The sequence below is a fragment of the Acidovorax sp. SUPP3434 genome (genome assembly GCF_030159015.1).
In the GTDB taxonomy this organism is placed as follows: Bacteria; Pseudomonadota; Gammaproteobacteria; order Burkholderiales; family Burkholderiaceae_C; genus Paracidovorax.
This window is the reverse complement of the sequence record NZ_BQXL01000027.1, coordinates 37,493-52,136: the sequence shown is the minus strand read 5'-3', so window position 1 is coordinate 52,136 and position 14,644 is coordinate 37,493. Positions and strand designations below refer to the sequence as shown.

The following is a 14,644-nucleotide window of genomic DNA, read 5'->3' as shown; positions in this document are numbered from 1 at the left end:
CGCAGGAAGAAGGCTCGTTCCAGCGATTCACCCTGCTGGCCCAGCCCACCAGCGTGCCCTACACCCCCGCGCGCACCACGCCGAAGCCCAGGACCACCGGCCCGCAGACCGCCGTGGTGGTCGGCCCGCCGGGCGAGGAGATCTGGCCCGACCAGTACGGGCGGGTGAAAGTGCAGTTCCACTGGGACCGGGTGGGCGCCATGAACGAGAACTCCAGTTGCTGGGTGCGGGTCTCCAGCAGCTGGGCCGGCTCCGGCTTCGGGGCTATGTTCATTCCTCGCATCAACATGGAAGTCGTGGTCGACTTCCTCAATGGCGACCCGGACTACCCCCTCATCACCGGCTGCGTGTACAACGCGGACAACATGCCGCCGTGGGCGCTGCCGGCCAACGCCACGCAGTCGGGCATCAAGACCAAGTCGAGCAAGGGCGGGGCCTTCGGCGACGGACTGAAGAACGGCGCGGGCGATGCCAACGCCATCCGCTTTGAGGACAAGGCCGGGGCCGAGCAGCTGTGGCTGCATGCGCAAAAGGACCAGCTCACCGAAGTGGAGAACGACGAGGACAAGTGGGTCGGGAACGACCGGCGCAAGACCATCGACCGGGACGAGACCAACGTCATCCACCGCGACCGCACCGAGACCGTGGACCGCGATGAAACCATCACCGTGCACAACAACCGCACCGAGCGGGTGGACCACAACGAGAAGATCAGCATCGGCGACAACCGAAGCGAAGACGTCGGCATCGACGAGACGGTGAGCATCGGCAACAACCGCAGCAAGACCATCGGCCGCAACGAGAAGGACAAGATCGGCAACAACTGGTCGATCAAGGTCGGCAGCTTCAAGACCGAGACCGTCGGCCTCGCCTACCTGCAGAACGTGGGGCTGGCCAAGATGATGAACATCGGCGCGGCCTACAACGTGAACGTGGGCGCGGCCATGGTGGTCAACGTGGGCCTGACGCAGAGCACCAACGTGTTGATGGGGCGCTCGGTCACCGTGGGGCAGAGCCAGACCAGCAAGGTGGGCAAGGACCGCACCGACAGCACCTCCGACAACTACACCGAGAGCGTGGGCAAGAACGCGGCCACGACGATCGGCGAGGTGCGCACGCTGTCGGTCGGCAAGGAAATGTCCGTGACCGTGGGCGACGCCATCGAGATCAAATGCGGCAAGGCGGTGCTGCGCATGACCAGCGACGGCACCGTGCAGATCAACGGGCAGACCATCAACGTGGCCGGCAGCTCCAGCGTGACCGTGGCCTCGCCCAACACCAACGTCAATCCCACCTGACCGGAGTCCGCATGGCGCTCGCACAACCGTCCTCCGTCGATGCTTCGCTCTCTTCTTCGCCGTCTCACGGCGATGGTGCAGGCGCGACCCCATCCGTCACGATGTGCCAGGCCACGGTGCGCGCGCAAGCCGGGCAGGGCGCCTACAGCGTGGCGTGCGGCGCGGAGACTTTGGATGCCATCGTGGGCGTGCTGCTGCCTGCGCTCGTGCCTGGCGACGAGGTGCTGCTGGCACGCACCGGTGCAGGCCACGCCGTCATCACCGCCGTGCTGGTGCCTTGTGCCGCCGTGCCATGGAGCGACCGGTCCATCCGTTTGCAGTCGCATGACTCCATCACGCTCTCGTCCGGCGCCGCGACGCTGCGGCTGACGGCCGAGGGGCTGGCCCGCATCGTGGCCCTCACCATCGAGCACGACGCGCGCGACCTGGTGGACATCGACGCCGCCGAAGTCCGGATCAACTGAACGGCGGCCGCCGTCCGTTTCAGAGATGGACCTGCACCGCCTCCACTTGGCCATGGATTTCCTGCGACAGCGTGTGGCGCCAGGTCAGTGCGAAGTGGCCATGCTCGGGCTCGATGGTCACGGTGTCGAAATGCGGAGACGCGGCATGTCGTTTGCCGCCGGCCGTCCAGGAAACGTGGGGCCGGATATCGGGCAGGGTGATCTGCGACGGGCCCTGGGCACTCAAGTGGAGCCACTGGATCGATGTGCCGGATGTCACCTGATCGAAAGAAAACTGCATCCGTGGATGCGCGCAGTTCCAGGCCGCCGGGTCGAACGATCGGGGCATCCGTCCCACGATGCCGGGCACCTGCCACTCCGCCGGCCCATAGCTGCCCAGCAGCTTGCGCCGTGGCAGCCAGGTGCGGCCGAAACACCCGAACCCCGCGGGCGAGGGCGTATCGCTCGCTGCGTGGATCAACTCGTCCGGCCATTCGATCCGGGGCAGCGGCAAACCATCGGGCGGCAGCCCGGCGCTGAAGCCCAGGCCCGTGGGGTTGGCGGGGGCGAAGGCCTGTGCATCGGCAGGGTCCTGCCCACCGTAGGCCAGGTGATAGGCCACGGGCACCTGCAGCGCGGGTGCCTGCTCCACCGCCACCGGAAACAAGCCCAGTCGCTTGCGCCACACGCGCTCGCCGAAGACTCGCACCACGCGCGCCTCGCGTCCCACCGTCACGCCCGCATCGAACGCGGCGACGGGCTTGCCGCCGGGCGCGTAGGCCACCGCGTTGACGATGACATCCACCCGCGGCTTGAAGGGCACCAGGTCGCTTTCGAAGCGCACCACGCCCTCCATGCCCGGTGCATCGAAGAACTGGTCGCCACGCAGGATCGGCAAGCCCGTGCCGTGCGGCGCCACCCGATTGCGAAAGTCCAGCGTGGCTTTGACGACCACGGTCTTTTGCAGCCCGCCATCTGGCCCGTAGCCCGGAAGGATTTCCGCGGCGAAGGGCGTCAAATTTTCCAGCATCGTATGCATCCTTTTTGCTTTCGGCCTTGCCATGCGCCAGCCCCGAGGGGGTCGGCGTGAGTGTCACCCGTCTTCCCCTGGCGCGCGCCATCGACATCCCGGTCATGCGCGCATTGCCCCTGCGCATGGCGCGTTCGCTGGTCACGCAGTACTGGCGCCGCACCCACATGCTCACGCTGCCCGCACACCGGCTGGAGGCCCTGGCGGTGTTCGACGACAGCATCGTCCAGTGCCTGGCCTCGCTCAAGCTGCATCTGTCCCATGCGCCCGCGATGGAATCGGATTTTCATGCGGAAATCGCCGCAGCAGGGCACGAATTGCAGCAGGAAGGCCCGGCCGTTTTTGCCCACGCCTGCATCGAAGTCCTCAAGCTGCAACTGGGCCGGCCCGCCGATGTGGCCCCCGACCTCTGGAACGGCCATCTGCAAGCCCACCCCGCCGCGGTCTTCCATGCCTTGCGATTCGCTTTCGATGACGCCGTGGCGAGCTATCTCGCGCCGCGCGCAAGCCAGGCGGTTCAGCAGCAGCACCTGTCGCTGGTGCGCCTTCTGATGCGGCTCGCCATTGCGCGGCCCGCGGTGTCCGATGCGTATGCCGATGCCATGGCCGCCATGGCCGAGCCCCTGCCTGGCGGCTTGGCGAATCTCTGCCATTGGCGTTGCGTGGCCCGTGCCGATGAGGCCAAGGCGCTGCAGGCCGTGGAGCAAGGCGAGGACGCCGAAGCAGGGTTGATCTCCCTGGCGCTCATGGGCAGCCCGCAGGAGACCACGGCCGCCAAGGCGATGCTGGCGCGATGGCCCGACTCCCCGGTGGCGCTGGCCCTTTGCGCGGCGCGCGCAGGGCACGATCTGGCCGTTGCCTTGCGCGAGGGCCGCTTTCCCGCCATGGCCTGGACGCAGCAGCTGTATGCCGCCGCCCTGGTCGGTGACGGCCCCTTGCTGCGCCATCTTGCGGCGCACACGCCGTGGGACGACGAACTTGCATGCCGGGCACTGGCCGACAGCGTGGCATTGCTGGCGGGCGTTCCCTGCGATGGGCTGTTCGACCGAGCCCGCCCGGCCGGCGACCGCGCCCAGTGGGCGGACGCGGCCCTGGCGGCGCTGCCCAGCGCCGGCCCGCCTCTGCGAATCGGCAAACCGCGGCCATCGGTCGTGCTGGAAGAGGCCGCCGCGTGCGTGGGTGCACCGCTGCGCCGCCTGCTGTACATCGAACATGTCTCCCGCATGAGCGGCGCGCTGTGGATCGAGGCCGATGACCTGGCCGGCGTGCAGGCGCTGGCGCTTCAGACAGCCTCCGTGTTCGAGCGGGCCGTCTTTGCCGGGAGTGCGCCATGACGCCACTCATCATTGCGGCCACCGGCGCCTGCACGCCCATCGGCACGCGTGCCTGGCAGACCCGCAGCGCCGTGGCCAGCCGCTTTGCGGCCTTCACCCGCCAGCCCATCACGGGCCACATCGATCACCAGGCCACGGTGTCACGCGTGCAGGCCATCGAGGCCGACTGCACCGGCATCGATCGGCTGATCCGGCTGGCCGCCCCGGCCCTGCACGAGGCGCTGCAAGGCCCCACCACCGCACCCACCGCGGCATGGCCGATGGTCCGGCCCATTCCGGTCTTCATCGCGCTGCCCGAGCCGCTGCCTGAGTTGCGCGGTGCCATCGACACCCAGCGATTCGCGCTGGAGCTGCCGCGCGCGCTCGACGTGGCACCCGAGTTCCTGCCGCTCATGCTCTACACGGGCGGGGCGGTGGCCGGGGCGGATGCCCTGGCTGCGGCATACCGTTTCATGCAAGAGCACCCCAGCGTGCCGGAGGTGGTTTGCGGCGGCGTTGACAGCGGGGTGGACCCGGCCACCATCGATGTCTTCCACCAACGGCGCTGGCTCCGGGTGAAAGGCCACACGGAGGGATTCATCGCCTCCGAAGGGGCCGCATTCGTGCGGCTCGCCCGCAAGCCCTGTGCGGCGAACTACGTCACCGTGTTCCCGCCCGCGTTCGCGCAGGAGCCGGCCTCCCGGGTCGGCAGCGAAGCCATCCTGGAGGGCGCTGCGCTCATCGGTGCGGCGGCCCAGGCCTTGAAGGCCGCGGACATCCCCGCCCAGGCGCTGCAGTCCTACTGGAGCGACATGGACGGAAGCCCGTGGCGAGGCAGCGAACTCATGAACCTCAGCGCCCATCTGGCTGCGCAGAACGGCCATCCCGCCATGCACGATCCGGCTGCGTTCCTCGGCGAAATGGGCGCGGCCTGGGTGCCTTTGCTGCTGTGTCTGCTGCACGAGATGCGGCAGGACTTGCATCACCCGCACAGGCCCGTGGCGCTGAGCGGCCATGCAGGCCTGCAGAGCGTGACCGGCCTCTCCACCCGCGTGGCCGCCTGGGTCGCCACCTGGAATCACACCCGCGCACCGATGCCATCCCCATCCACCCGCAACCGCGAAGCTGCCTGACCCATGGCCACTTACGTCAACGACCGCCGGGCGATCCATGAGGGGCGCAGCCCGGCCATGATTCCCGGGCCCATCAACCCCGTCTTCCCCAAGCCCAACGGACCGCCGGTTCCGATCCTCAACATGGCCCACGGGCCGGGCCTGAAGAACGGCACGGCCACCCTCAAGATCGACGGCAAGCCCGTCTCCGTGGCCGGCAGCCGGTTCGAATCCATCCCCGCCACGCCCGATCGGCTGGGCGGCATCGCCGGCGTGCGCTCCACCGTCGTGGGCGGCGCGGCCGAGCCCACCAGTTACAGCAGCGACACCAAGTTCGAAGGCAAGGGCAGCGTCCGCTCGTTCGACACGACGAAATCCAACGCCCTGGTCATCAACCCCGGCTGGGCCATGCGCCTGGCCATGAAGGCGCTGCCCGGCCCCTACGACCAACTGGCCCAGAAAGTCATCGAAAAGCTCCCCGGCGCCTTCGGTGACCAGTTGAGCGCCCTGGGCGAGTCGCTCACCGACCCGAGCGTGCTGATCGGCCCCGCGCTCAAGTTGGTGGGCAAGCTCATTCCCGGCGTCAATCTGGTGGTGGGCGGTGCCGCCATGGCCGAATCCGCCATGCAGATCGCAGAGCTGGCCCAGGAGGTGCAGGACCTGCTCACGCCGCCCCTGACCGACGAGAAGATCGACCAGATCGCCGACGTGATCGCCAATGGCGTGGCGGCCATCACCATCGGCTTCGTGCTCGGCAAGATCGTGAAGCGCGCCAAGTCCAAGATCAATGCGGTTGCCAGCCGGCAGAACAACCAGGTCAACCCCAACACGCAGGCCAAGATCGTCGATGACGTGCACGTCGGCGCACCGGGCGGCGCCAATTGCGAACTCGGCACCTGCCACCCGGTCATCTTCGCCACCGGCGTCAAGATCCTGTCGGAAACCGACTTTGCCTTGCCCGGCCTGCTGCCGCTGGAATGGCGGCGCTTTTACCGCTCGGCCGACCGGCGCCCCGGCTGGCTGGGCTGGGGGTGGAGCACGCCCTTGAGCATCGAGCTGGCCCTGGTCCACAGCCATGTGCACTACTACGATGCCCGGGGCCGCAGGGTGCAGCTGCCGCCGCTTTCGCCCGGGCAGAGCCACTTCGACGAGCGAGAAAAGATCACGCTGCATCGCCACGAAGACGGGCGCTACAGCGTCGAGGCCACCGACGGCCTGCGGCACGAGTTCGCCAAGCCCGTGCCCGGCCAGTGGCGCCTGCCCCTGGCGCGGCTGCGCGACCGCCACGGCAATGCCATCACGCTGCACTACCCGGCCTATGACGAAACCGGCGTGGACGGCATCGCGCCGCGCCCCGCCGGCCTGACCGACAGCGCCGGCCGTGAGCTTCGCTTCGGCTGGACCGACGCCGGCCTGCTGGCCGAGGTGCGCCTCGCGCCCCGCACCCTCGATGGCGTGGAACACCAGGGCGGGGTGCTGGTGCGTTATGCCTACGACAGCGCGGGCAACCTGGAGGGCGACAAGGGTGGCAAGGGCAATAGCCAGGCCAACCTCGCCAGCGCCACCGATGCGCAGGGCGGCACCACGGCGTACCGCTACGAGAACCACCTCATGGTGGCCTACACCACCAAGAACGGCTTCACCCACCACCAGCAATGGAGCCGGCTGGATGCGGGTGGGCGCGTGGTACGCACCTGGACCGACACCCCCGGCCTGCTGGACACCCGCTTCGAATACGACCTGGGGATGCGCACCACCCATGTCACCGATGCCCTGGGCCGGCGCACCAGCTACCACTACAACGGGCACAACGAAGTCGTCGCCGTCACGGAAGCCGGACCGGACGGCCAGCCCGTGCGCACCGAGACGCAGATGGACCGCGCCGGCAACCCCGACACGACCACCGACGCCCTGGGCCGCAGCACCCGCTGGCAATGGGATGCCCGTGGCAACCTGACCGCTGTCACCGACGCGGCCGGCGCCACCACGCGGCTGCGCTACAACGCGCTGAACCTGCCCACCGAGATCACCGACGCCCTGGGCCACGTCTGGAAGAACGACTACGACGCGCGCGGCGACCTGCGCCAGCACACCGACGCGCTGGGCCACGCCACCCGCTACCAATACGATCCGCGCGGCCTGCCCGTTGCCATCGAGGACGCCCACGGCAAGACAAAACACCTGCAATGGGACGCCGCCGGCCAGCTCGTGGCGTACACCGACTGCTCGGGCCGCACCACGCGCTACCAATACGACATCCTGGGCAATCTGGCTGCCAGCGTCGATGCCCTGGGCCAGGCCACGCGCTACCAGCACGACGCGCTGGGCCAGTTGCGCATCGTCACCGAAGCCGACGGGGCCGAGCACCGCTACGACCACGACGCCCAGGGCAACTTGGTGGCCTACACCGACCCCAAGGGCGCCATCACCCGCTATGCGTACAACGGCCTGGACCAGCCCGTGCAGCGCCAGGACCCGCAGGGCCAGAGCCTGCACTACCGCTACGACGCGGTGGGGCGCCTCGTGGCACTGCAAAACGAGAACGGCGCCTGGTACCAGTTCCACTACGACGCGGCCGACAACCTGGTGCAGGAGATCGGTTTCGATGGCCGCATCCAGCGCTACCGATACAACGCGGCGGGCGAGCTGACCGAGCTGCACGAACGCGATGCGGCCGAGCCGCCGGACACGCCGTACGACATGGCACCCGATGCGCCATTGCCGAAGCGCACGCACTTCCAGCGCGACCTGCTGGGCCGGCTGCTTGCCAAGGCCCACACGAACGGAGAGACGGCCAGCTACACCTACGACCTGCTCGGGCGCATGGTCGGCTGTGCCAACGGGCAGGCCCAGGTCCGGTTCGCCTACGACGCACTCTCGCAACTGGTCGAGGAAACGCAGGTCCATCTGGGCGATGCCCAGGCAGACAGTGCGCAGGCGCAGGCGGATCGGCACTTCACCTTCCGCCACGCCTACGACGCGCTGGGCAACCGAACAGAGAGCGTGCTGCCCAGCGGCAAGAACGTGCAATGGCTGTACTACGGCTCCGGGCACCTGCACCAGATTCGGGTGGATGGCCACACGGTCAGCGACATGGAGCGCGACGCGCTGCACCATGAGATCTCGCGCACGCAAGGGGCGTTGACCAGCCGCTACGGCCTGGACCCCATGGGCCGGCTGGTGGCCCACAAAGTGAGCCGGGAAGCCGCCTTGCAAACGCTGCCCGGCGCAGCCACGGAGGCGTCGCTGCGGGACCGGGACCCACCAACCGCCATGTCCGGCCCACCGGGCCTGTCCGACCTGCTGGCCCGTCTGCCACACCTTCCTTCAGGCCATCGGATTGCGCGGCACTACCAGTACGACCGGGGCGGCAACCTCACTGCCACGCAGGACAGCCTGCGGGGCGCCAGCGAATACCGCTACGACGCGCTGGGCCGCATCCTGTCGGCGCACAAAGGCACGCGGAGCACGACGCAAGGTACGCAGCAGGGAGAAGACCGCGAGCAATTCACGTTCGATCCGGCCGGCAACCTGCTCAACCCCAACCGGGGCGGCGAGCAAAGCGCCGGCGGCGTGAGCCACGAGTGGGAGAAGGTGCCCACCAACCGTCTCACCGTGTACCAGGACCTGCGGTTCACCTACGACCTGCACGGCAACGTCGTGCAACGGCTGGTGGGCTGGCACACGGTGCAGAACTATCGCTACAGCGCGGAGCACCAGATCGTGGAGGCCACCGTCACGCGCTACCGGGAGCGTCCCGCGCTGCAATCGGTGCCTGCTGCCGGCCAGGTGCAGGCCGAGCCTGCAGCCACGGTGCAGACCACGCGCTACCGCTACGACGCGCTGGGGCGGCGCATCGACAAGACGGACGCCTTCGGCAGGACCCGGTTCGTGTATGACGGCGACCTGCTCGCGGGAGAAATACGGGGCAGCAAAGTCAGCGAATACCTGTACGAGCCGGACAGCTTCGTGCCGCTGGCCAAACTGGAGTCGGAGGCGAAACAGGCTCCAGCGCAAATACCACTAGGGCATATTGCTACAAAAGATGTAGCAAATGAGAAAATCGAAGACAAAGACTTCGCCATCTACTACTACCAGTGCGACCAGATCGGGGCGCCGCAGGAACTGACGGACGAGGCGGGGCGGATCGTGTGGGCGGCCAGCTATAAGGTGTGGGGACAGGCGCAGGCGCTGCAGATGCTTCGCACGGGGACGGGCACCGATGGGGAATCGGCGGTGTTCACGGCCAATGAAAGACCGCTGGCATTGGCGGCCAGCGGAGAGGTCCAAAGCCTCAACCTGGTGGAGCAGCCGCTGAGGTTCCAGGGGCAATACTTCGACGGGGAAACGGGGCTGCATTACAACCGCTTCCGGTATTACGATCCGGTGACGGGGCGGTTCGTGCATCAGGATCCGATTGGCTTGCTCGGAGGTGAGAATCTTTTTACCTATGGACCAAATACCTCTTCATGGATTGATCCTTCTGGCTTAATAAAAATGCCCCGGCTGGGGGCGCCAACGCATTCAAGCAGGACCTTGGTTCGGCCAGTTAATGGCCGCTATCCAATTAATCGCTGCTTTGCTGGCAAAACAATGAATGGCAGCGATTTGCCAGGAAATGTGAGAGGTAGATATCCACACGGGGTTCCTTTTAATATGAGGGGGTTCCCGGATTTCTCAAGGTATGCCCTTAGAAAAGCAGACGTTGGATCTTTCACGACTGATTATAAAGATTTTAAAAGTGCCAACGAAGCTGCGTTTGGAAAAGGAAATCCATTTGGCTCGTCGAGCAAAATAACTATGAATGGTAAAGAGTACACATGGCATCACACAGAAAAAGATGGGCAATTTCAACTGGTTCCAAAGGATATCCATGATGCCGTGAAGCACACAGGTGGTGCTGCGGTTTGCAATACAAGGAGATGAATGATGGTGCAAGTTAAAAATTTGGGTCTATCTGAACAGGAGATTCAGGATTTGGATTCCAAGGGCTTTGGGCTTGATAAGAAGCAAAAAAAAATGATGTTGGAAATGTACGACACACATCCTGCTTCAGCAATTGATTTGAATAAGTTGGCGGCGGATTTTAACCTGCCAGAGGACTATAGGGATTTTCTTCTGAAAAATAATGGTGGAATTCCCATTCCAAATGCTATTAAAACAGAAGGCAATATAAGGGTTGTGAACTCTCTTTTGGCATTGAATGCCCCTAGCGGCTTCTATGACTCGATTGATAATTATTTGGAAATATATAAGGATAGAATACCAAATAACACTTTGCCAATCGCTTCGGCAGGTAGTAGCGATTTGATCCTAATGAAAACGGATGGGGTTGGAGGGATATATTACTGGGATCATAATTTTGAATCTGATGGTGATGGCGTTGAAAATTATTATGAGAATATGGAAATGTTAGCGTCCAATTTTTCAGAATTTCTCGATCTTTTCTATCAACCAGAAGACTGAAATCCTGCACGGCAACGTGGTGCAGCCGCTGGTGGTCTGATACACGGTGCAGGATTACCGGTACAGCGCGGAGCACCAGATCGTGGAGGCCACCGTCACGCGCTACCGGGAGCGTCCCGCGCTGCAATCGGTGCCTGCTGCCGGCTAGGTGCAGGCCGAGCCTGCAGTCACCGTGCAGACCACGCGCTACCGCTACGACGCGCTGGGGCGGCGCATCGACAAGACGGACGCCTTCGGCAGGACCCGGTTCGTGTATGACGGCGACCTGCTCGCGGGAGAAATACGGGGCAGCAAAGTCAGCGAATACCTGTACGAGCCGGACAGCTTCGTGCCGCTGGTCAAGCTGGAGTCGGAGGCGAAACAGGCTCCAGTGCAAGAAGTACTAGGGCATATTGCTACAAAAGATGTAGCAAATGAGAAAATCGAAGACAAAGACTTCGCCATCTACTACTACCAGTGCGACCAGATCGGGGCGCCGCAGGAACTGACGGACGAGGCGGGGCGGATCGTGTGGGCGGCCAGCTACAAGGTTTGGGGGCAGACGCAGGCGCTTGAGATGCTTCGCACGGGGACGGGCACCGATGGGGAAGCGGCGGTGTTCGCGGCCAATGAAAGACCGCTGGCATTGGCGACCAGCGGAGAGGTCCAAAGTCTCAATCTGGTGGAGCAGCCGCTCCGATTCCAGGGGCAATACTTCGATGGAGAAACGGGGCTGCATTACAACCGCTTCCGGTATTACGATCCGGTGACGGGGCGGTTTGTGCATCAGGACCCGATTGGCCTTGAGGGGGGCATCAATTTATTTACTTTTGCTCCTAATCCTTTGGAATGGATAGATCCATTCGGACTGGTTAAATTTACCCCGAAGACAAAAAAAGCTATTCTTCAAGAAAATGAGGAATTCTTTGGCGTTAAAAAATGCGAAAAATGTAAATGTCAAGTGCAAAAGCCCGCCAAAAGTATGAAGGGGGTTACTCCTCCTTCTGATGAATGGCAGATTGATCATATTGAAGCAGAGTCTTCTGGTGGTCCAGCTACTGAAGTGAATGGTCAGGTGCTGTGCAGAAAGTGCAATCGTGACGACTGGCATAAGAAAAAGCCAAACTATAAGAGGAAAAATAAAAAGATGAATAAGAAACCAAAGAAAAATGGAAAAGGAAATTGCGGTGAATGATCGGGTCAAAATTATATTTTCGCTTGTGCCTGATGAAGATGGGTATCCACCATTCGATTACGAAGGTGTGTGGGCTAAAAAATTGAGTGAGAACTTGTGGAAAATAGATAATATTCCATTTTTTGTCACTGATGTCAGTAGCGGAGACATAGTTAGAATAAAAAGAAGAAAATCTGGGGAGAATCATTTTTTGGAGGTCGTGGAAAAGTGCGGGCATAGTACGTTGAGAATCTTTTTTAACGAAGAGAGTTCTGTTAAAGAAGTTCGGGATCAGTTGTTAAAAATGGGCTGCTCAACAGAGGCTTTCAATATTAAAAAGTTGGTCTCTATCGATGTTCCTCCTGAGGTGTCTATAAATAAAGTTAAAAGTTATCTGGAATTGCTGAATAAACAAGAAATTCTCGATATTGAGGATGGGTGCTTGCAGCACCCATAACAGAGCGGAATATGAAGTCGTAGGGCCACCGTCACGCGCTACCGGGAGCGTCCCGCGTTGCAATCGGTGCCTGCTGCCGGCCAGGTGCAGGCCGAGTCTGCAGCCACGGTGCAGACCACGCGCTACCGCTAAGACGCGCTGGGGCGCGCATCGACAAGACGGACACCTTCGGCAAGACCCGGTTCGTGTATGACGGGCACCTGCTGGCCGGGGTGATGCGGGGCAGTCAGGTCAGCGATTACCTGTACGAACCTGAGAAAAGTAATGTTTATCTATGGTCGCCGGCGGTGAATTGAATTATTTATTGAGTGAGTGCTGCAATGGAAAGTGCTGTCGATAATGAACAAGCTGCAATGTGTGAAAAGTACAATGGGAGCCCGTTGGCATTCAATCCGGCCTTGCATGTCGGGGCCCATCTTTCTTCGTTGAACCAGCAACCGATCTATGGCGTTCGAATTCAGCCGACGATTGATGCATCAGGATGGTATTTCTGGGGAGGCGAATATTCTGATGATGATGACTTTTTCCAGTCCGTGCATGGTTCTCATGTCTTGGAGCGGCTGCCAGAATTGGGTAAATATCTTGCCTTACCCCCTGGGTATAAATTCATTGTGGACGATGAGGGCTACGAGGATGTCTGGTATGACCCGTCTGCATTTGTACGCGCTGGCCAGGAGCCGTAAGGTCGGCATGTTGGAAGGGGTTTGAATGGCGGCTGGACACCAATTTCCAGAAATAGAGTCCTTGACGGCATGGGTGGCGCAAGATCTGAAGCGACAGGAATCTATTTGTGAAGAAATCCTGGAAAAACTCCCTGATCGTTTTCAGCGGGCCGGGTCTTTCCATGCCATTGATCATCGAACGCAATCGAAAGTGGACATTCCGTGCTTCTATGACGAGGAATACGAAACCCCCTTGAGCCTGATCTTTGGTGGGGTGTTTGATTACGGCATGAGCGATGCGCATAGAAAAGCCATTCAGGCCTTGTGCTCTCCCGATGAATGGCACATGCTGAAACCCTTGGTGGAGGATCGTGCCTCGCCAGAGGAGAAAGCCGTACGCCCATTTCTGATGAGCAGGTTTCCGCTTTTTGAATGGGTGGCGGAAGAAAATATCGATTTGTCTGGCGATTTGGAACGGCCTGATTTTTCGACAGAAGAGGGGCCTTACCCCATCTATTTGTCAACCAGCGAGGCTGAAAAATTCTTGAGCAAAAGCGGCTACCGCTTACCGTGGGACCATGAGTGGGAATATGTGGCAAAAGAGCTGCGGTCGAATATTTTCATTGGTGGAGATAAATTGCCCCGAGGCGATCTTTCAAAAAATGTCTGTCTGACGTCTTTCGGAAGTGCTTCGAAGAATAAGAAAGCCTCCAATTTTTTTGGAATCGCAGGGCTCGGTTTGGCAGCGATGACCAAGGTGGAGGGCCGCAATGGCGTGATGGTGAGGGGCGGTGCTTCCGGTTTCTATCCATTCCAAGGCCCAGCGCAATGGGCGATGCTTTCTACGGAGCTGCAGATCCCCCTGCAAAATATGCCCGACTCTTTGGCGGGCATCCGGTTGTGCATGGATATTCCGGATTAAACGGGTGAACCCCTTGTGCACCGAGTGGTTCGTTGAGTCGCTCGGTTTTGATGATTCGCGATGCGATTGGATTGCATGCTTGAAAGCGATGGCCTCTCAACTCAAATTCGGAACGAGGTGGTGGTCGGATGCCATGAAGTGCCTGATGCTGGTGGCCGCGTCTTTCGCTGCCCATTCGCTGGTGCACGCGGGAGAATCCGTCGCTGTGGGTTGCCAGAGCGTCCGGCTGGTGCTGGATGACGGGGTGACGCCCGGCGAGCTGGAGCGTTTGTGGGCCAGCGGCGAGTCTCCAGCCACCAGCGCACCTGCCATTTTGGAACTGCATGGCTGCCGCGGTGAATGGCTGGACAGCCACACGCTCGAAGCGCCACTGGCCAGGCTGGACCCCGCGCCCTTGCTTGGCGTGCATCCCCCAACCGTTCTGGTGACGGTGGACTTGACGGCGCCCGGGGGCTCCTACAGCGGGCCGCTGACCCGGCCGTTCCAGGTCGTTGGCAACCGGCTGGCACCCGTGCAGGCCCGCGCTGCGGACGGCCGCATGGAGCCCATCGTCCTGGCCCAGACCGGGAAAGCGGCCTGGAAGAAGGTGAGGGTTCGCGGTGCGGACCAGTTCCTGGCGGTGCACAGCGAGCCGCTGGATGGGCGTTTCACCACCCACTTTCGCCGCTATGCTCCCGGGCCCCAGGGCTGGCGTGTGCAAGACCGTTCACAGCCCGGCCTGTGGGAGTCGGACAGCGAGTTTCCGGCGCGGCGGTCCTTCCCCTGAGCCAGTGGTGGCCGCCCGCCCT

Annotated in this window: 12 protein-coding genes and 1 pseudogene; 12 read left to right on the top strand and 1 reads right to left on the bottom strand. The window is 62.5% G+C overall.

Going from position 1 to position 14,644, the window contains the following annotated elements; all coding sequences use genetic code 11:
- Both AVKW3434_RS23610 and AVKW3434_RS23605 read left to right on the top strand, forming a co-directional pair.
- Positions 1-1,298, top strand: a 1,298-nt coding sequence (locus AVKW3434_RS23610; RefSeq protein WP_284407772.1) for a type VI secretion system Vgr family protein, incomplete at its 5' end; no start/stop codon positions are given.
- Between the two features lie 11 nt (positions 1,299-1,309).
- On the top strand, positions 1,310-1,762 hold the full coding sequence (locus tag AVKW3434_RS23605) for a hypothetical protein (RefSeq protein ID WP_272567725.1): 453 nt from the start codon (positions 1,310-1,312) through the stop codon (positions 1,760-1,762).
- Between the two features lie 19 nt (positions 1,763-1,781).
- Here AVKW3434_RS23605 and AVKW3434_RS23600 read toward each other — a convergent pair whose 3' ends face one another.
- Positions 1,782-2,771: a DUF2169 family type VI secretion system accessory protein gene (locus AVKW3434_RS23600; RefSeq protein ID WP_284407771.1), complete on the bottom strand. Its 990-nt coding sequence runs from the start codon at positions 2,769-2,771 to the stop codon at positions 1,782-1,784.
- Positions 2,772-2,827: 56 nt separating this feature from the next.
- Between AVKW3434_RS23600 and AVKW3434_RS23595 the strand changes: the two genes are divergently transcribed.
- The 10 genes and pseudogenes from AVKW3434_RS23595 (at position 2,828) to AVKW3434_RS23555 (ending at position 14,622) form a co-directional block, all read left to right on the top strand.
- Positions 2,828-4,105 carry a hypothetical protein gene (locus AVKW3434_RS23595; protein ID WP_284407770.1) on the top strand — a complete coding sequence of 426 codons (1,278 nt, stop codon included), beginning with the start codon at positions 2,828-2,830 and terminating at the stop codon, positions 4,103-4,105.
- Positions 4,102-5,217: a 3-oxoacyl-ACP synthase gene (locus AVKW3434_RS23590; protein ID WP_284407769.1), complete on the top strand. Its 1,116-nt coding sequence runs from the start codon at positions 4,102-4,104 to the stop codon at positions 5,215-5,217. The genes AVKW3434_RS23595 and AVKW3434_RS23590 overlap by 4 nt, the downstream gene beginning before the upstream one ends.
- Before the next feature lie 3 nt (positions 5,218-5,220).
- Positions 5,221-10,122: a DUF6531 domain-containing protein gene (locus tag AVKW3434_RS23585; protein ID WP_284407768.1), complete on the top strand. Its 4,902-nt coding sequence runs from the start codon at positions 5,221-5,223 to the stop codon at positions 10,120-10,122.
- Entirely contained in the window at positions 10,123-10,662 is a 540-nt protein-coding gene (locus AVKW3434_RS23580) for an SMI1/KNR4 family protein (protein ID WP_284407767.1), read from the top strand.
- A 4-nt stretch (positions 10,663-10,666) separates the two neighbouring features.
- Positions 10,667-11,512 (top strand): annotated as a pseudogene (locus tag AVKW3434_RS24310) (RHS repeat-associated core domain-containing protein); the annotation flags it as partial.
- Entirely contained in the window at positions 11,486-11,836 is a 351-nt protein-coding gene (locus AVKW3434_RS24305) for an HNH endonuclease (RefSeq protein ID WP_502869170.1), read from the top strand. The pseudogene AVKW3434_RS24310 and the gene AVKW3434_RS24305, both read left to right, overlap by 27 nt.
- Positions 11,811-12,272, top strand: a complete 462-nt coding sequence (locus AVKW3434_RS23570) for a DUF4265 domain-containing protein (protein ID WP_284407765.1) — start codon at positions 11,811-11,813, stop codon at positions 12,270-12,272. The genes AVKW3434_RS24305 and AVKW3434_RS23570 overlap by 26 nt, the downstream gene beginning before the upstream one ends.
- Positions 12,273-12,592: 320 nt before the next feature.
- On the top strand, positions 12,593-12,955 hold the full coding sequence (locus AVKW3434_RS23565; protein WP_284407764.1) for an immunity protein Imm33 domain-containing protein: 363 nt from the start codon (positions 12,593-12,595) through the stop codon (positions 12,953-12,955).
- 61 nt (positions 12,956-13,016) lie between these two features.
- Positions 13,017-13,856: a hypothetical protein gene (locus tag AVKW3434_RS23560; protein ID WP_284407763.1), complete on the top strand. Its 840-nt coding sequence runs from the start codon at positions 13,017-13,019 to the stop codon at positions 13,854-13,856.
- Positions 13,857-13,989: 133 nt separating this feature from the next.
- The gene (locus tag AVKW3434_RS23555) at positions 13,990-14,622 is read left to right on the top strand and encodes a hypothetical protein (protein WP_284407762.1); all 633 of its coding nucleotides are present in this window, start codon (positions 13,990-13,992) and stop codon (positions 14,620-14,622) included.
- Positions 14,623-14,644 lie beyond the last annotated feature (22 nt).